The sequence below is a fragment of the Arthrobacter sp. YAF34 genome, assembly GCF_052113245.1.
Classification (GTDB): Bacteria; Actinomycetota; Actinomycetes; order Actinomycetales; family Micrococcaceae; genus Arthrobacter.
This window is the reverse complement of sequence record NZ_JBFRCV010000003.1, coordinates 230,230-245,301: the sequence shown is the minus strand read 5'-3', so window position 1 is coordinate 245,301 and position 15,072 is coordinate 230,230. Positions and strand designations below refer to the sequence as shown.

General features: G+C 67.5%; 18 protein-coding genes and 1 tRNA gene. 13 read left to right on the top strand and 6 right to left on the bottom strand.

Translation table 11 applies throughout. The features are described from left to right. Positions 1 to 107 precede the first annotated feature (107 nt). Positions 108 to 713: a TetR/AcrR family transcriptional regulator gene (locus tag AB4Y72_RS05645; protein WP_441425159.1), complete on the top strand. Its 606-nt coding sequence runs from the start codon at positions 108 to 110 to the stop codon at positions 711 to 713. A gap of 7 nt (positions 714 to 720) precedes the next feature. Here the strand turns inward: AB4Y72_RS05645 and AB4Y72_RS05640 are convergent, their stop codons facing one another. From AB4Y72_RS05640 to AB4Y72_RS05630, 3 genes are all read right to left on the bottom strand, one after another. Continuing rightward, positions 721 to 1,386, bottom strand: coding sequence for a DUF2461 domain-containing protein (locus AB4Y72_RS05640; RefSeq protein ID WP_441425158.1), 666 nt, complete (start codon positions 1,384 to 1,386; stop codon positions 721 to 723). 172 nt (positions 1,387 to 1,558) lie between these two features. After that, a complete protein-coding gene (locus tag AB4Y72_RS05635; RefSeq protein ID WP_441425235.1) occupies positions 1,559 to 3,040 on the bottom strand; it encodes a catalase in 1,482 nt (493 codons plus the stop codon). Between the two features lie 41 nt (positions 3,041 to 3,081). Then, entirely contained in the window at positions 3,082 to 3,549 is a 468-nt protein-coding gene (locus tag AB4Y72_RS05630; RefSeq protein WP_441425157.1) for a Fur family transcriptional regulator, read from the bottom strand. 94 nt (positions 3,550 to 3,643) lie between these two features. Between AB4Y72_RS05630 and AB4Y72_RS05625 the strand changes: the two genes are divergently transcribed. Continuing rightward, positions 3,644 to 4,915: an MFS transporter gene (locus tag AB4Y72_RS05625; protein WP_441425156.1), complete on the top strand. Its 1,272-nt coding sequence runs from the start codon at positions 3,644 to 3,646 to the stop codon at positions 4,913 to 4,915. Positions 4,916 to 4,994: 79 nt separating this feature from the next. Beyond that, entirely contained in the window at positions 4,995 to 5,864 is an 870-nt protein-coding gene (gene htpX, locus AB4Y72_RS05620) for a zinc metalloprotease HtpX (protein WP_441425155.1), read from the top strand. Between the two features lie 107 nt (positions 5,865 to 5,971). Here the strand turns inward: htpX and AB4Y72_RS05615 are convergent, their stop codons facing one another. After that, the gene (locus tag AB4Y72_RS05615; RefSeq protein WP_018773569.1) at positions 5,972 to 6,463 is read right to left on the bottom strand and encodes a YajQ family cyclic di-GMP-binding protein; all 492 of its coding nucleotides are present in this window, start codon (positions 6,461 to 6,463) and stop codon (positions 5,972 to 5,974) included. A gap of 196 nt (positions 6,464 to 6,659) precedes the next feature. Between AB4Y72_RS05615 and AB4Y72_RS05610 the strand changes: the two genes are divergently transcribed. Both AB4Y72_RS05610 and AB4Y72_RS05605 read left to right on the top strand, forming a co-directional pair. After that, complete coding sequence (locus tag AB4Y72_RS05610) at positions 6,660 to 6,914, top strand: hypothetical protein (protein WP_441425234.1); 255 nt, start codon at positions 6,660 to 6,662, stop codon at positions 6,912 to 6,914. A gap of 183 nt (positions 6,915 to 7,097) precedes the next feature. Beyond that, positions 7,098 to 7,179 (top strand) — tRNA-Tyr (locus tag AB4Y72_RS05605). A gap of 102 nt (positions 7,180 to 7,281) precedes the next feature. On the opposite strand, the gene AB4Y72_RS05600 is transcribed toward AB4Y72_RS05605, so the two are convergent. Next, on the bottom strand, positions 7,282 to 7,638 hold the full coding sequence (locus AB4Y72_RS05600) for a LysM peptidoglycan-binding domain-containing protein (RefSeq protein ID WP_441425154.1): 357 nt from the start codon (positions 7,636 to 7,638) through the stop codon (positions 7,282 to 7,284). A 347-nt stretch (positions 7,639 to 7,985) separates the two neighbouring features. Between AB4Y72_RS05600 and AB4Y72_RS05595 the strand changes: the two genes are divergently transcribed. The 3 genes from AB4Y72_RS05595 (at position 7,986) to AB4Y72_RS05585 (ending at position 10,059) form a co-directional block, all read left to right on the top strand. Continuing rightward, complete coding sequence (locus AB4Y72_RS05595; RefSeq protein ID WP_441425153.1) at positions 7,986 to 8,591, top strand: DinB family protein; 606 nt, start codon at positions 7,986 to 7,988, stop codon at positions 8,589 to 8,591. 146 nt (positions 8,592 to 8,737) lie between these two features. After that, positions 8,738 to 8,914 (top strand): DUF1059 domain-containing protein, encoded by a 177-nt coding sequence (locus AB4Y72_RS05590; RefSeq protein ID WP_441425152.1) that lies wholly within the window; start codon positions 8,738 to 8,740, stop codon positions 8,912 to 8,914. Further along, positions 8,911 to 10,059: an EAL domain-containing protein gene (locus AB4Y72_RS05585; RefSeq protein ID WP_441425151.1), complete on the top strand. Its 1,149-nt coding sequence runs from the start codon at positions 8,911 to 8,913 to the stop codon at positions 10,057 to 10,059. Before AB4Y72_RS05590 ends, AB4Y72_RS05585 begins: the two co-directional genes overlap by 4 nt. Here the strand turns inward: AB4Y72_RS05585 and AB4Y72_RS05580 are convergent. After that, on the bottom strand, positions 10,056 to 10,517 hold the full coding sequence (locus AB4Y72_RS05580) for a DUF1810 domain-containing protein (protein WP_441425150.1): 462 nt from the start codon (positions 10,515 to 10,517) through the stop codon (positions 10,056 to 10,058). The genes AB4Y72_RS05585 and AB4Y72_RS05580 overlap by 4 nt on opposite strands. A gap of 128 nt (positions 10,518 to 10,645) precedes the next feature. Between AB4Y72_RS05580 and AB4Y72_RS05575 the strand changes: the two genes are divergently transcribed. The 5 genes from AB4Y72_RS05575 (at position 10,646) to AB4Y72_RS05555 (ending at position 15,056) form a co-directional block, all read left to right on the top strand. Then, positions 10,646 to 11,578, top strand: a complete 933-nt coding sequence (locus tag AB4Y72_RS05575; protein WP_441425149.1) for an ATP-binding cassette domain-containing protein — start codon at positions 10,646 to 10,648, stop codon at positions 11,576 to 11,578. Then, a complete protein-coding gene (locus tag AB4Y72_RS05570; RefSeq protein WP_441425148.1) occupies positions 11,571 to 13,163 on the top strand; it encodes an ABC transporter permease in 1,593 nt (530 codons plus the stop codon). The genes AB4Y72_RS05575 and AB4Y72_RS05570 overlap by 8 nt, the downstream gene beginning before the upstream one ends. Positions 13,164 to 13,279: 116 nt before the next feature. Next, entirely contained in the window at positions 13,280 to 14,011 is a 732-nt protein-coding gene (locus AB4Y72_RS05565) for an MgtC/SapB family protein (protein WP_441425147.1), read from the top strand. Between the two features lie 68 nt (positions 14,012 to 14,079). Next, the gene (locus AB4Y72_RS05560; RefSeq protein ID WP_441425146.1) at positions 14,080 to 14,622 is read left to right on the top strand and encodes a GNAT family N-acetyltransferase; all 543 of its coding nucleotides are present in this window, start codon (positions 14,080 to 14,082) and stop codon (positions 14,620 to 14,622) included. Further along, entirely contained in the window at positions 14,622 to 15,056 is a 435-nt protein-coding gene (locus AB4Y72_RS05555) for a VOC family protein (RefSeq protein ID WP_441425145.1), read from the top strand. Before AB4Y72_RS05560 ends, AB4Y72_RS05555 begins: the two co-directional genes overlap by 1 nt. Positions 15,057 to 15,072 lie beyond the last annotated feature (16 nt).

Below are 15,072 nucleotides of genomic sequence, written 5' to 3'. Positions count from 1 at the left end.
GAGCCGTGCGAATGCGCTGGAAACTTCCGGCGTCAGCGCACGGCTCCGGCGACTCCGGCGTTTGGACGGCCTTCGGCGGTTCGGTCGCCCCTCCCTAAGATGGAGGCATGGCCCGCCAAGCACGACCGGAACGCAAAACAGAGTTGTTGTCGGCGATTCTCGACTACCTCATGGACAAGACGCTGGCAGAGCTGACGTTTCGGAGCCTCGCCGACGGTCTGGGCGTCAGCAGTTACGTGCTGGTGTACCACTTCGGCAACCGGGAACAGCTGATCAACGAGATCACCCGCGGCATCGAGTCACGGCTGGACAGCATCCGCGCCACCGACGTCCGGGACATCGACCGGGACGCGTGGGGTGCGTTCCTCCTCGAGTCCTGGCAGTGGACCATGGCGCAGCGCAACAGGCACCTGGCCCGGCTCGAATTCGAGGCGACAGCCCAGGACGTTGTGGCGGCGGTACCGCGCGGCACCGCCCAGGAGCATTTCCGGTTGCTGCACGAGAAGTCCCGGGACTGGCTCATCATTCAGGGCGTCAAGCCGGAGTTCGCGGACACCGACGCCCGCCTCTTCACCGCAGCCTTCTACGGGCTCCAGTTCGACTTCGTGGTCAACAACCAGCCCGAGGAAGCCAGCAAGGCCTTTGAGCTGATGATGCTGGTCTTCTTCAACAACCTCGACAGGCGTCTCGCCACCGATGGTCAGCACATCTGAGCTGCCCTCAGGGAGCGGCGTAGCGGCCCTCCCACTCCACGAGGGGACGCAGATGTTCCCAGCGCTGTGCGACTTCCTCAACCGCCCCGGGTCCGGCAAGCCAGCCGGGCTGGCCCACGTTGACCCCGGCTGTGAGGGATTTGTGCCTGAGCAGCTCCGCCCGCGGATGGTCTTTCTCGAAGCCCCGCGGCACGGTCTTTAGGCGTTCGCCTTCCACCGCGAACCCCGCGGCCTCGACCTTCTGCACGATCTCTTTCAGGGCCTCGCCGCTGGCGGGGTCGTCCACGGCACCGCGGAAGCGTGCCAGTTGGGCCGGGGTGTGCGTGTGGCAGCCTCCGCCGATGAGGAGACCGTCGGCACTGAGCTGGATATAGAAGCCCACGCCCTCGTCCACTGCCGCGAAGGCTCCCTGCGCGGTCTTGTAGGGCGACTTGTCCGGCGAGAACCGGACATCCCTGTTCGGGCGAAAGAGCTTGGCCGGGCCGAAGCGTGGCTCCAGCTCGGCCAGCAACTGGGTGAGCGGCCCTTTCACCGCGGCGTCGTAGACAGGCTTGTGCTCCAGCCACCAGTCCCTGTTGTTGTTCTGTTCAAGATCGGCGTAGAACCGGAAGGCGTCACTTGGAATGCCTGTGAATGGAAGGCCTGTGAATGGAATGCCTGCGAATGCGGTCATGCCCAAATCCTACGGAGCCGCAGGGCGCGGTGGCGAGCGGCAGGCACCCCCATGTGGATAACGGCAGAACGCCCCGCCGCGCAGGTGCGTGGCGGGGCGTTCCGTTGGTGCAGGCTGCCATCAGCCCGGCCTCTACAGCAGCCGGCCCTTCAGGCAACGTTCAATGCAGCTATCAGACCTTGTTGGCGGCCTCGGCGTCGGACTCGACCTGGCCGGCACCGAGGTTGGCGCGCAGCTTGGCGCCGAATTCGGCGTCGACGTTGGTCCAGTACGCGATGGCGCGTTCCTTGATGTCGGCGTTCTTGACGCCGCTGACGGCCCCGGTGACGGTCTCCAGCAGGCGGCCCTTCTCGCCGTCGTTGTACACCTCGCGGTACAGCGTGCCGGCCTGGCCGAAGTCGCTGTCCTCGGCGTGCAGAGTGTGCGCGGAGAGGGTCAGCTCGCCGTCGTTCTCCCAGCCGCCGCCTGCAACGGCGGGCTCCACGGCAGCGGGACCGCCGACGGAGTTCGGTGCGTAGACCGGAACGGACGGAGCGTTGAAGTGGTAACGTCCGGCGCCGTCCTGGCTGTAGTTGTTGACCTGGTTCTTGGGCGCGTTCACCGGGATCTGGGCGTGGTTGGTGCCGACGCGGTAGCGGTGGGCATCCGCGTAGGAGAAGATGCGGGCCTGCAGCATCTTGTCCGGGGATGCGGCGATGCCCGGCACGAAGTTCGACGGCGCGAAGGTGGCCTGCTCGATCTGCGCGAAGTAGTTCTCCGGGTTCTTGTTCAGCTCCATGGTGCCGACCTTGATCAGCGGGTAGTCCGCGTGCGGCCAGACCTTCGTGAGGTCGAACGGGTTGAACCGGTAGCTCTTGGCGTCCTCGTAGGGCATGACCTGGACGTGCAGGTCCCAGGAGGGGAAGTTGCCGGCGGCAATGTTTTCCTGCAGGTCCCGGAGGTAGAAGTCCGCGTCGGCACCGGCCAGGGCCTCGGCCTCATCGCCGGTCATGGACTTGACGCCCTGGTTGGACTTGAAGTGGTACTTGACCCAGAAGCGCTCGCCCTCGGCGTTGATCCACTGGTACGTGTGCGAGCCGTAGCCCTGCATCTCACGCCAGGAGGCCGGGAGGCCGCGGTCGCCCATGAGCCAGGTGACCTGGTGGGCGGATTCGGGGGAGAGGGTCCAGAAATCCCACTGCATGTCCGCGTCGCGCAGGTGGGTGCCCGGGAGGCGCTTCTGCGAGTGGATGAAGTCCGGGAACTTGATGCCGTCGCGGATGAAGAACACCGGGGTGTTATTGCCGACGAGGTCGTAGTTTCCCTCGGTGGTGTAGAACTTCACTGCGAAGCCGCGGGGGTCGCGCAATGTATCGGAGGACCCTGCCTCGCCGGCGACGGAGGAGAAGCGGATGAGCATGTCCGTCTCGGTGCCGGGCTGGAACAGTGCCGCCTTGGTGTACTTCGAGACGTCCTCGGAGGTCTTGAAGGTACCGAAAGCGCCGCCGCCCTTGGCGTGGACGACGCGCTCCGGGACACGCTCGCGGTTGAACTGCGCGAGCTTCTCGATCAGGTAGTGATCGGTGAGGATGATCGCGCCGTCGGCACCGACGGACTGGGAGTGGGCATCGGACGTGACGGGAGCGCCGGACTGTGTCGTGGACACGGCGGGCACAGAGATGTTCTCAGTCATCGTTCTCCTTTGGTTGGGGTTTCTTAGCTTCGTTCGGAAGGAAGTTGTTGGGTGCGCTGGCAGTCCTGGCAGATGCCCTGGTACAGCACGTCCGCGATCTGGATGGTCATCGGCTTGGCGTTCGCGTCCCAGTGCGGGGTCAGGCAGGGTGCATGGCCGACGGCGCATTCGACGTCCTCCACCCGGCCGCAGCTGATGCAGACGGCATGGTGGTGATTGTCGCCCACCCGGGTCTCGTACAGGGCAGGGGAGTGCGGGGGTTCGAAGCGGCGCAGCATGTGCAGGTCGGTGAGGTCGCCCAGGACCACATAGACCGACTGGGCGGTCAGGTCCGGCAGTTCCCGGCGGGCGGCGGCGAGGATCGCCTCGGCCGGCGAATGCGGGTGACGTTCGACGGCGCCCAGCACGGCCAGGCGCTGTTTGGTCACCCGGCGGCCGTGGGCGCGCAGGGCGGCTGCCCATGCGTCGTGGGTACCCGCGGAATCCGTCATGGTCTCATTCAAGCACTTATTATGACTGCCTCACAATAAGTCGACGCTAACTGCGTGTCACGAGGCACCCCCGGCGCGCCGCTAGAGTTGCCCGGTGGGGAAATATCTGGCGGACATCACGCCGTTGCGCGAGAGTCCGGCCTTCCGCCGTCTGTGGCTGGGGTCCGCCGTCTCCGCGCTGGGCAGCCAGTTGACCGTGGTCGCCGTCAGCCTGCAGATATACCGCCTCACCCAGGACAGCCTCTACGTGGGACTGCTGAGCATCTTCGCCCTGGTGCCGCTGGTGTTCGGCGGCCTCCTGGGCGGCTCGATCGCCGACGCCCACGACCGCCGCACGGTAGCCCTCCTCGCCTCATCGGTCCTCTGGCTGACCACCGCCGCCCTGGCGCTCCAGGCGTGGCTGGAGCTGGGGGACGTGTGGCTGTTGTACGCGCTTGTTGCGGTGCAGAGCGGAGCCCAGGCCATCAACCAGTCGGCCCGCAGCGCAATCATCCCCGTCCTGGTGCGCCAGGAGCTGCTGCCGGCCGCGAACGCCCTAAGCATGATGATTTTCGGCCTGACCATGACCGCCGGCCCGCTGCTGGCCGGCGTGCTCGTGGCGTGGATCGGGTTCGGCTGGACCTACACGATCGACGTCGTCAGCTTTGCGTTTGCGTTCTGGGCGCTCCTGAAGCTGCCGGCCATGCCACCCGGGCAGCACGCGGGACCGGCCGGGCTGCGGTCCGTCGTGGAGGGATTCCGCTTCCTTGGCACCCGGCCCAATCTCCGCATGACGTTCGTGATCGACCTCGTGGCCATGATCTTTGCCCAGCCCCGGGCGCTGCTGCCCGCCATCGGCGCGCTGATGATTGGCGGCGGCGAGGCCACGGTGGGCGTCCTGCTGGCCTCGATGGCCGTGGGGGCGTTCCTGGCCGGCCTGTTCTCGGGGCCGCTCGGCGGTGTTCGCCGGCAGGGCACCGCCGTCGTGTGGTCCGTGATGGGCTGGGGCGCCTCGGTGGGGGCCTTCGGCCTGGTGGTCGTCCTGGCGGGCCATACCGGAGACGGTGACGTGACCGCGTGGCTGCTGCCCGCCGCCCTGTGTTGCGCCCTGGCCGGCATCGCCGATTCCGTCAGCGCCGTCTTCCGGACCACCGTGCTGCAGGCCTCCACCCCGGACCACCTGCGCGGCCGGCTGCAGGGAGTCTTCGTGGTGGTGGTGGCCGGGGGACCCCGGATCGGGGACATGCTGGCGGGCGGCGCGACTAAACTTGTCAACGAGGGGTGGGTTCTGCTGCTTGGCGGCGTGCTGTGCATCGGTGTGGCGTGGACGGTCGCCCGCCTGCAGTCGGGCTTCCTCCGGTACGACGCGTGGAACCCGGTACCGTAGCCGTTCGTTTTTCTTGGTAGGGCGTTGACCAACAGGGTTGAACAACAGATCAGGGCAATACGGGTCATCAGGAGGACCAGTGCATCAGCATCACAACGGACTGAAGACCGCGGCACTTTTCGGAGTCCTGTGGGCGGTGCTGTTGGGTCTGGGGGCGTTCATCGCCGCCGGGACGCGAAGTGCCGCGCCGATCTGGATCATGGCCCTGGTCGGCATCGGCACCACTGCGTACGGATACTGGAACAGCGACAAACTGGCCATCCGTGCCATGCAGGCCTACCCGGTCACGGAGGCCGAGGCGCCCCAGCTCTACCAGATCGTCCGGGAGCTGTCCGGCCGGGCCAACCAGCCAATGCCGCGCATCTACGTCTCGCCCACCATGGCGCCCAACGCCTTCGCCACCGGCCGGAACCCGCAGAACGCCGCCGTCTGCTGCACCGAGGGCATCATGCAGCTGCTGGACGCCCGCGAGCTGCGCGGCGTCCTGGGCCATGAACTGATGCATGTCTACAACCGGGACATCCTGACGGCGTCGGTGGCCGCCGCCGTCGCCGGCGTCATCACCTCGGTGGCGCAGATGATGCTGCTGTTCGGCGGCGGGGACCGCCGCAACGCGAACCCGTTTGCCGCGATCGCCATGGCCCTGCTGGCCCCGTTCGCCGCCTCCCTGATCCAGATGGCCATCTCCCGCACGCGTGAGTACGACGCCGACGAGGACGGATCGTCGCTGACGGGCGATCCGCTGGCGCTCGCCTCCGCCCTGCGCAAGATCGAACAGGGCGTGCAACTGGCGCCTTTGCCGCAGGACCAGAAGCTGGTCAATGCCTCGCACATGATGATCGCCAACCCGTTCCGGGGCGCCGGCGTGGCCAAGATGTTCTCCACCCACCCGCCGATGGCCGAACGGATTGGCCGACTCGAACGGATGGCCCGCCGGCCGCTCGGCTAGTCCGCCGGCTGCGGGTCTGGCGACGCGCAAAAAGGCCCTCGACACCGGAATACCGATGTCGAGGGCCTTTTTGCGCGTCGCGAGGAAACTTGCGCCGCGGACGGCCGCTAGCTGCGGAAGTTCACAAACTGCAGGTCGGCCTCGTCGAAGCCCTTCAGCAGGTTCATGGTCTCCTGGAGATCGTCGCGGGACTTGGACGTCACTCGGAGCTCGTCGCCCTGGATCTGGGACTTGACCGACTTGGGCGCCTCGTCCCGGATCAGCTTGTTGATCTTCTTGGCCAGGTCCTGGGCGATGCCCTCCTTGATGGAGGCCTCGAGCCGGAATTCCTTGCCGGAGGCGTAGGGCTCGCCCGTATCGAGGGACTTCAGCGAGATGCCGCGGCGGATGAGCTTCGACTGCAGCACGTCGAGCACTGCCAGCACCCGCTCCTCGGAATTGGCCTTCATGAGGATCTTCTCGCCGCTGAAGTCAACCTCGGCGCCGACGCCCTTGAAGTCGTAGCGCTGGGCAATTTCCTTCTGGGCCTGGTTCAGCGCGTTGGCGACTTCCTGCTTGTCTACCTTGCTGACGACGTCGAACGTGGATTCGCCTGCCATGACTGTCCTCCTGATGGTTGCCGGGTGCCTGATGCCAGGCCGGGATATCTGCATTCCAGCCTAGCGGATGCCCCGAATCTGGAGCCCGCCCGCGTGGGGTGACATTTCACAGTCCGCTCATAGCTCAATCACGGCGGGAACGAAGCTGGTCTCGGCAGAGTTGCAACGGTTGGAACCGCTGCTGAAAGGCAAGAACATGCACCATGAGGCCGTCCGCTACGTCACCCGCACCACCGCCGCCGCCGCCAGCACCCTGGCGACGACGGCTACCTCTGTTGCCGCCGCCGCGCTGGCGGCCTCGATCATTCTTAGTCCCGCCGCCGATGCGTCGGCCCGCATGGATGGGGTCCACTCGGATCTGGCCCGTGCCGTGCAGCTGAACCAGGTCACACCGGAACAGGCGGCACGGTTCGAGGCCCGGCTGGCCGGGCGCATTCTCGGAGAGGCCTGATTTCCTGCAGAAGTTCCGCGGATTTCGGCCCTTTTTGACCCTGCCTGTGAACCGCTAGAGCGCCGATTCGATTCTTCGGCGGAAGTTCTGTAAAGTTGTCTTGCCCGCGGGTGCTGGAAGCGGAACGGACTGGAAACAGGCGTTCAGGGACTGGAAACCGCGAGTGATCTTCTTTTGAAGTTCGGCAGATTACCCGAGCGGCCAAAGGGGGCTGACTGTAAATCAGCTGGCAACGCCTACGGGGGTTCGAATCCCTCATCTGCCACCCTTGGAAAGGCCTCCGGAACCACATGGTTCCGGAGGCTTTTTCTTTGCCCGAACTCCGCGCCAGCCACTGACCGCGGGGGTGGGGGTTAGCGGCCGCGGCTCAGTCCTTCGGCGGACTCGGGATGGTCACCATGGTGCCAGCGGGCGGAATCCATTCGCCCCCGGTCAGCAGGTTCAGGTTGGCGATTCGCAGCGCATGCAGCGGAACGCCGTAGCGGCTCGCGATGCCCGCGGGGGTGTCGCCGGGGCCGGTCCTGTAGAGGAGGCGTCCCTGCTCGTCGTGCCCGGTCACGCTGCCGCCAGCCCCGAGCTGCGGCACGGCCACCCCTCTGAGGTCGATGACCTGCCCCGCGGAGATAACCACCGATTCGTTGAAGTTCTTCAGGATCTCGGGCGTCATCCGGAAGTGGGAGGCGATGCCCTCCCAGGTGTCGCCGTCGGCAGCGGTGTAGCGCATCGGAAGGAAGTATCCGTTCATTTCCGTTGTGCCCCGCAATCCCGCAGGTTCCGGGGAGGGCGCGGGCGCCGCGGCTTCCGGTCGCCCGGCCGGTGTTCTGCCGGTGGTGTCCGTTCCGGAATCGCACGCCGCTGTCATAGCCAGAACTGGGGCCAGAACTAAGGCCGAGACCGCGGCTGGAACGGCGATGGCGGGCACGAGGCGCCTTGCGCCGGAACCATGGCTCATGTCGGAAGTCCTATCGCGCGGGGCCTCCCCCCGAGGCCCGTCGGGGCAATTATTCCATACGTTTGAATAAAGCGGTCCTGCAGAGTGGCGCGCTCCACGGGTTCGGTATAGTGCCGGTCATGGACGACAAAGCGATCTTGCACCAGTACCTCCGGACCCGGCGGGACAGCCTCCTGGCGAAGCTCGAAGGCCTCAGTGAGTACGACGTCCGCCGCCCCCTCACCCCGACCGGAACAAACCTGCTGGGCCTGGTCAAGCATGTGGCGAGCGTCGAATTCGGCTACTTTGGCGAGGTTTTTGGCCGGCCCAGGGAGTTCGCGCTGCCGTGGTTCGCCGACGATGCGGAGCCGGACGCTGACATGTGGGCCGCCCCCGGCGAGACGCGGGAGCAGATCATGGAGCTGCACCGGCTCTCGGCCGCGCACAGCGACGCCACGATCGATGAGCTCAGCCTCGATGCGCCCGGCGTCGTGCCCTGGTGGCCGGAGGAGCGCAGGCGCGTGACCCTGCACCAGATCCTCGTGCACATGTGCGTGGAAACGGCCCATCACCTGGGCCACGCGGACATCCTGCGCGAGCTGCTCGACGGCAGGGCCGGCCAGGGCTCGGGCGATCCGAATCTCTCGCAGCGCACCCCCGAGGGCTGGGCCGTCCACCGGGCCCGCATCGAAGCGGCCGCCGTCGAGGCCGAGGCTGCGGCATCAGCCGCCGACACCGGCAGCTAGCCCTGGCGGCGGGCAGCCTGCACCGGCCGGCACGGCGGGCAAATGCCCGCCGGCAACACTCCGCTATTCTGCGAGCAAAATCTCAGTTTTCGGTGTGGGGCCGTCGTAGGGTTGTCGGGTTCGCTGTTGAAGAAGAAGGAGCCTTCGTGAAGTCGTTTGCCTGTGGAGATGTGGTTCCCGGTTGTGAAGCCCGCTGGGTGTGCAGCACGGAAGATGAAATTTTGGTTAATGTGGCCGCCCACGCCGCGTCCGCACACGGGCTGGAGGCACTGCCGGCCGATGTCGTGCAGGCCGTCCACAAAGCCATCGTTCCCGTTAGTTGATTGACGGGGCAGACGGCCTCCCGTCCGGCGCCGGGGCCGCTCCGGGCCCGGGGTGGAACGAGCATCTGGAGGCCGCCTGCCGCGGCGAAGGCCTGTCCGCGTTCTACCAGCCCATCGTTGATACTGCCCGGGGTACGGTGGTGGGCTACGAAGCCCTGGCGCGGTTTCCGGGCTTCGAGGAAAAGAACCCTGAGGTGTGGTTTGCCGCCGCGCGCACGCATGGCAAGGCTGCCGAGCTTGAGGCGGCAGCCTTGCGGGCCGCACTCACGGCGCGCCCCACGCTGCCTCCGAACTGCTTCCTGACCCTCAATGTCTCACCGGAACTGCTGCTGACGGAGAGCATCCGTGACATCTGGCGCGGTCAGGGAAACCTTGGCGGACTGGTGGTCGAGCTGACGGAGCAAACCCCCATCGACTCTTATCTGGAGCTGGAGCCTGACCTCAACCAGCTCCGCGCGGCCGGCGCGCTGATCGCCGTCGACGACGCCGGGGCCGGCTACGCGGGACTCCGCCACCTCCTTGCCCTGCGGCCCTCGCTGATCAAGATCGACCGGGAACTGATCCAGGATGTCGACCGCGACGAAGCCAAGCGCGCACTGATTTCCATGCTCGGAACCTTTGCCAGCCGAGTCGACGCCTGGATCCTGGCCGAGGGCGTGGAACGGGTGGAGGAACTGGACGCCCTCGTGGCCCTCGGCGTTCCGCTGGTCCAGGGGTATTGCCTGGCCCGGCCGGGGCCGGCCTGGGAGCCGATCGGTCTTGACGTCGCTCACCGCCTGGCGTCGAAACCGCCCGTGACGCTCCAAGGCATTATTCGCGACATTGTGGAACCCGCGACGACGGCCGCCACGACGGCGACGGCGGCCGCCGCGTTTGATGACAACCCCGCGCTGCAGTCGGTGGTGTTGGTGGGGGAACACCTGCGCCCCGTGGCGGTGCTGGACCCCAGCGCAGCGGCGCTGGGCGTGGTGAGCCCGGGAATGCGGGTCAACCTGGATACACCGATCAGCGAGGCGCTGGCACGGTCCATGACGCGGGTTCAGGCCAGCCGGTTTGACCCCCTGCTGGTCACGGACAACGCCGGCCGCTTTGCCGGCGTCGCCCGGATGGAACGGATGATCACGGCGCTGGCGGCGGACAACTAAACCTGGTCCGCGTCCGGACCGCCTGGCTCTCCCGCCAGCAACTGGCCGGTGGCCGGATCCGGCGCGCCGTCGAAGTAGCGGTCCAGGACGTCGTTGAACACGGGCTCGCCGGGGGCCGCCCGATGGAACAGCGTCATGGACGAGTGCAGCTTCCGAGCGTCAATGTCGCCAAAGATCTGCACCGCGCTCCGGCCCCGGAGGGCCGCCACCGCGGCAGCGGCCGCCACCAGCCGGGGACCAAGGACTCCGTGCCGACAGTAGGCACGGGCCTCTTCCAGCGAGGTGATGGCGTACCTGCGGGCGGTCTCGCTGCGGCCCAGGCCCGCGAGCTGGGGAAACACGAACCACATCCAGTGACTTCGCTTCATCCCCGAGCCCAACTCGGCCAGCGCGTGCCCGTAGGTGCCGCCGGCGTTTTGGGCTGTCACGAACCGCTCAAGATCGTAAGGGTCTTCCATTCTGGCTAGGCTACGTCGCCGGGTCCCGTTAGGCCACATCGGCGGGGCACACTGCGACAGGGCGCCAGCAGGCGAAGGGGTCATTCGGCCGGGGCTATATTGTCGGTCCCGGGCGTATCGTGTGCCACATGGCGAATGTCTTGGAGATGGTCGGCGTTGTAAAGCGGTTCGGGCCCGTGATTGCCCTGAACGGGTTGGATTTTTCCGTCGAAACGGGCGAGGTCCACGGCTTCCTGGGACCGAACGGCTCCGGGAAATCGACAACAATCCGCCTGCTGCTGGGCATGCTTCGTGCCAATGCGGGTTCCGTCCGGGTGCTGGGCCTTGACCCGTGGCGCGACGTCGCGAGCCTCCACCGGCGCCTGGCCTACGTCCCCGGAGACGTGGCGTTGTGGCCCAACCTGACCGGCGGTGAGGTGATCGACCTCCTCGGCCGGCTCCAGGGCGGCCAGAACGTAGCCCGCCGGGACCAGCTGCTGGAGCTCTTCGACCTCGACCCGACCAAGAAGTCCCGGGCCTACTCCAAAGGCAACCGGCAGAAGGTGGCCCTGGTCGCCGCGCTGGCCACCGATGCTGAGCTGTTCCTGCTGGACGAGCCCACCAGCGGACTGGACCCGCTGATGGAGGAGGCCTTCCGCGGCTGTGTCCGGGAACTGCGGAACCAGGGCCGCACGGTACTGCTCAGCAGCCATATCCTCAGCGAGGCCGAGGCGCTGTCGGACCGCGTGAGCATCATCCGTGAGGGCCGGGTGGTGGAGACCGGGCGGCTTGATGAACTGCGGCATCTGACCCGTACCTCCGTCACCGCCGATGTCGCGGTAGTGCCGGCGGGCTTGGATGCCCTGCCGGGCGTCCACGACGTCGTGGTCACGAACCACCGCGTCAGCGCCCAAGTGGAACCGTCCGGTCTGGCCCCGTTCATGCGGGCGCTGACCGACGCGGGACTCGTCGCGCTGACCAGCCAGCCGCCCACACTGGAGGACCTCTTCCTGCGCCACTACGGCGCGGCGGTGCCCGCGGCCGCGGCCGGGTCTAGCAGCGGGCGCACCGCTGATGCGTGAAACGTTGGCGGGGACCGGAGTCCTGATCAGGCTCGGGCTCCGGCGTGACCGATGGCTGTTGCCGGCGTGGATCGCCGGATTCGCCGCGACAACGTATTCAACAGCGGTGGCTGGCGCCGAGCTCTACCCCGATGTCGCGGGCCGGGTCGAGGCCGCGACGGCCCTGAATGCCACTGCCTCGCTCGTGGCCCTCTTCGGCAGGGTCTATGACCCCACGTCCCTCGGTGCCCTGTCCCTCATCAAATACACAGCGTTCATGGCTGCCATCCTGGCCGTCCTCATGGTGTTCATCACCGTCCGCCATACCCGTAGCGACGAAGAGTCGGGGCGGCTCGAGCTCCTGGGCGGGGGCCGGATGGGCCGCGACGCACCGCTCGCGGCCGCCCTCGCCATCAGCTTCGGAGCGAGCATTGTCCTGGGGCTCGTCACGGCGACATCTTTGGCCGCCGGCGGGCTGCCTGCCGAAGGCTCGCTCGCGTTCGGACTCGGCTGGGCCGCCACCGGCATGGCTTTCAGCGCCGTGGCCGGGGTAACCGCCCAGCTGACGGCCAGCGCGCGGGCGGCCACGGGGATGAGCGTCGGCATCGTAGCCGTGACCTACGCGCTCCGGGCGGTGGGGGACCTGGCCGAACCGGGGCCGTCCGCCCTGTCCTGGCTCTCGCCGATCGGCTGGAACCAGCAGATCCGGGCCTTTGCCGGGGACCAGTGGTGGGTGCTCGCCCTGCCCCTCGCGCTCTGCGCCGCACTCGTCCCCGTGGCGCTGGCCCTCCGCGCCCGCCGGGACCTCGGTTCCGGCCTGCGGGAGGAGCGCCCCGGGCCGGCCCGCGGCTCGCTCCGCGGGGTCTGGGACCTCGCCGTGCGGCTCCAGTTCCGGCTGCTCGCGGCCTGGGCGGTCGCCTTCGTAGTGTTCGGTGTCGTGATCGGTTCCCTCGTCGGCAATGTCACTGATCTGTTGAGTTCGCCCAACGCGCAGGACCTGATCAGGACGCTGGGCGGAACCCAGGCCATGACGGACGCTTTCATTGCCGCCGAGATCAGCATCATGGGACTGCTGGCCGCCGCCTACGGACTCTCTGCCGTCAGCCGGCTCCGTGACGAGGAGACGGACGGTCACGTCGAGGCACTGCTGGGCACCGCCACCACCCGGCCGCGGTGGGCGACCAGCCATTTCGCCCTGGCGCTGGCCGGCGTCACGGTGCTCATGCTGTTGGCCGGATTGTCCGTCGGAGCCGGCGCAGCCACCGTCCTGGCCGATGCGAACCAACTCGGCCGCGTCACCCTGGCCGCTGCCGCCCAGATCCCCGCGGCCTGGGTCATGACCGCAGCGGTGCTGGCCGTCTTCGGCTGGGCGCCCCGGCTGACGGGGACGGTCTGGGCGCTGCTGTTGCTCTTTGTCGCGCTGGGTGAGTTCGGCGTGCTGTGGAACGCCCCGGAGTGGCTGATGGATCTCTCCCCGTTCCGGCACTCGCCGCTGCTTCCGTTCGACGCCGAGGCCGTCGGGCCGTTGCTGGGACTCACCGTGACGGCCGCTGCGCTCGCTGCCCTGGGCTACGCCGGCTGGCGCCGCCGGGATCTGGCCCCGTGAGCGGAACAGACCCGCCACTACTCGCCAATTGGGGGCAGCGGTAATATCAGATTCGAGAGTTCTGGGCGCATCCCGGCAATGACGGGGCGCCGCTCTCGGGCCGAGTCGGAGGGCGGATGGGCGACGCATACGGGCTGTTCACCAGGACGACGCTGGTGGAAATCTGGCTCCTGCTGGCGACATTTGTCCTCTGCTCCCTGATAGGTGCCGAGCGCCAGGTGCGGCAGAAGGTGGCGGGGTACCGCACCCACGTCCTGGTCGGACTCGGATCGTGCACCTTCACGCTGATCTCCGCCTACGGCTTCTCCGCCGCACTGCCGCCCGGGGGCACCATGGACCCGTCCCGCATCGCAGCACAAATTGTCAGCGGCATCGGCTTCCTCGGTGCCGGCGTGATTTTCAAGGGGCGGAACGTAGTCCGGGGCCTCACCACGGCCGCGAGCATCTGGGTGGCGGCCGCCGTCGGTATGGCATGCGGGGCCGGGATGCTTTCCCTGGCCCTCTCGCTGACCGCCTTCCACCTCATCACCTTGTACGTGGTCTCGCCCGCGGTCCGCAGGATCCCGACCAAGGACGCCAACAAGATCCTGCACCTGGGCTACGCCGACAACCAGGGCGTGCTCAGGGAGGTTTTGGCGATCGCCACCAACATGGGCTTCAGCTCCTCGATCCTGAACACCAACAAAGCGGGAACCGAACAAAAACCGATTGTCCTCATGGACATCCGCTTCCACGGGCACCTCCCGCTGCGCGAGCTCGTCCCCTACCTCCTGGACGTGCCCGGCGTGAAGAGCGTCACCGTGCACGGCGCCGACGCGAACGAGGACGACGACGACGCCGGCCCCTGACGGTCTGAGGGTCCGATTCCGAACGCCGTGCAATTGAAGCCGGCCGGAATCACCGTTAGAGTCTCCGGATGACCGGGAACAGCACCGCTTTGACGGGGACAGTGCGCGTGCGGGTGCTGCACAGGTCCGACGCCGCCGGCCTGGCCGATGCCTATCAGAGGAACCGCGAGCACCTCGCGCCCTGGGAACCTGCGCGGGCCGAGGAATTCTTCACGGCCGACGGGCAGGCCGCCAGCATCGAGTCCAAGCTCGGACTGTTCATCGCGGGATCGGACGTGCCGTGGGTCCTCGTGGACGGGTCCCGCGTGGTCGGCGTGATGAACCTCAGCGGGATTGTCCGCGGCCCGTTCCTCAGCGCCCACCTCGGGTATTGGGTGGACAAGGAAATGACCGGGCAGGGGGTTGGCTCGGCCGCGGTAGGGTTCGCCGTCGAGGCCGCCGGGTCGGACCTGGGCCTGCACCGGCTCCAGGCCGCTACGCTCCCGCATAACGCCGCGTCACAGCGGATTCTTCAGCGGGCCGGCTTCGAGCAGATCGGCTTGGCCCCTCGGTACCTTCGAATTGCCGGTTCGTGGCAGGACCACGTTCTGTTCCAGCGGATCCTGTTCTGATGGCAGCCGCACCCATGGCGCCCGTTCCGAAAGCACCGGCGTCCCTCGGCTCCCTGCACCATGTTGAACTCTGGGTGCCGGACCTGCCCCGGGCCAAAGCCCAGTGGGGCTGGCTCCTGGGCCGGCTGGGCTACGAGTCCTACCAAGACTGGGATCACGGGTGCAGTTGGCGCCAGGGGCCCACGTACATCGTCGTCGAACAGTCCCCGGCCTTGAGCGGAGCCGTGCACGAACGCACGGTGCCGGGGCTGAACCATCTCGCCTTCAACGCGGGGACCCGGGAACAGTTGGACACCCTGGCAGGGGACGCCCCGCACCACGGCTGGACCGAATTGTTCCCGGAGACATACCCGCACGCGGGCGGTCCCGGCCATTTCGCCGCCTACCTCGTGAACTCTGACGGCTACGAAGTGGAGCTGATCGCGGCGGACTGACCGCGTCGGACTGATT

Bases quoted from the DNA above. Each gene is read 5' to 3' on its own strand.
- AB4Y72_RS05645 (WP_441425159.1), top strand. From the start codon at position 108: ATGGCCCGCCAAGCACGACCGGAACGCAAAACAGAGTTGTTGTCGGCG.
- AB4Y72_RS05640 (WP_441425158.1), bottom strand. From the start codon at position 1,386: ATGACCGCATTCGCAGGCATTCCATTCACAGGCCTTCCATTCACAGGC.
- AB4Y72_RS05630 (WP_441425157.1), bottom strand. From the start codon at position 3,549: ATGACGGATTCCGCGGGTACCCACGACGCATGGGCAGCCGCCCTGCGC.
- AB4Y72_RS05615 (WP_018773569.1), bottom strand. From the start codon at position 6,463: ATGGCAGGCGAATCCACGTTCGACGTCGTCAGCAAGGTAGACAAGCAG.
- AB4Y72_RS05610 (WP_441425234.1), top strand. From the start codon at position 6,660: ATGCACCATGAGGCCGTCCGCTACGTCACCCGCACCACCGCCGCCGCC.
- AB4Y72_RS05600 (WP_441425154.1), bottom strand. From the start codon at position 7,638: ATGCGCTACACCGCTGCCGACGGCGACACCTGGGAGGGCATCGCCTCC.
- AB4Y72_RS05595 (WP_441425153.1), top strand. From the start codon at position 7,986: ATGGACGACAAAGCGATCTTGCACCAGTACCTCCGGACCCGGCGGGAC.
- AB4Y72_RS05580 (WP_441425150.1), bottom strand. From the start codon at position 10,517: ATGGAAGACCCTTACGATCTTGAGCGGTTCGTGACAGCCCAAAACGCC.
- AB4Y72_RS05575 (WP_441425149.1), top strand. From the start codon at position 10,646: ATGGCGAATGTCTTGGAGATGGTCGGCGTTGTAAAGCGGTTCGGGCCC.
- AB4Y72_RS05570 (WP_441425148.1), top strand. From the start codon at position 11,571: ATGCGTGAAACGTTGGCGGGGACCGGAGTCCTGATCAGGCTCGGGCTC.
- AB4Y72_RS05565 (WP_441425147.1), top strand. From the start codon at position 13,280: ATGGGCGACGCATACGGGCTGTTCACCAGGACGACGCTGGTGGAAATC.
- AB4Y72_RS05560 (WP_441425146.1), top strand. From the start codon at position 14,080: ATGACCGGGAACAGCACCGCTTTGACGGGGACAGTGCGCGTGCGGGTG.
- AB4Y72_RS05555 (WP_441425145.1), top strand. From the start codon at position 14,622: ATGGCAGCCGCACCCATGGCGCCCGTTCCGAAAGCACCGGCGTCCCTC.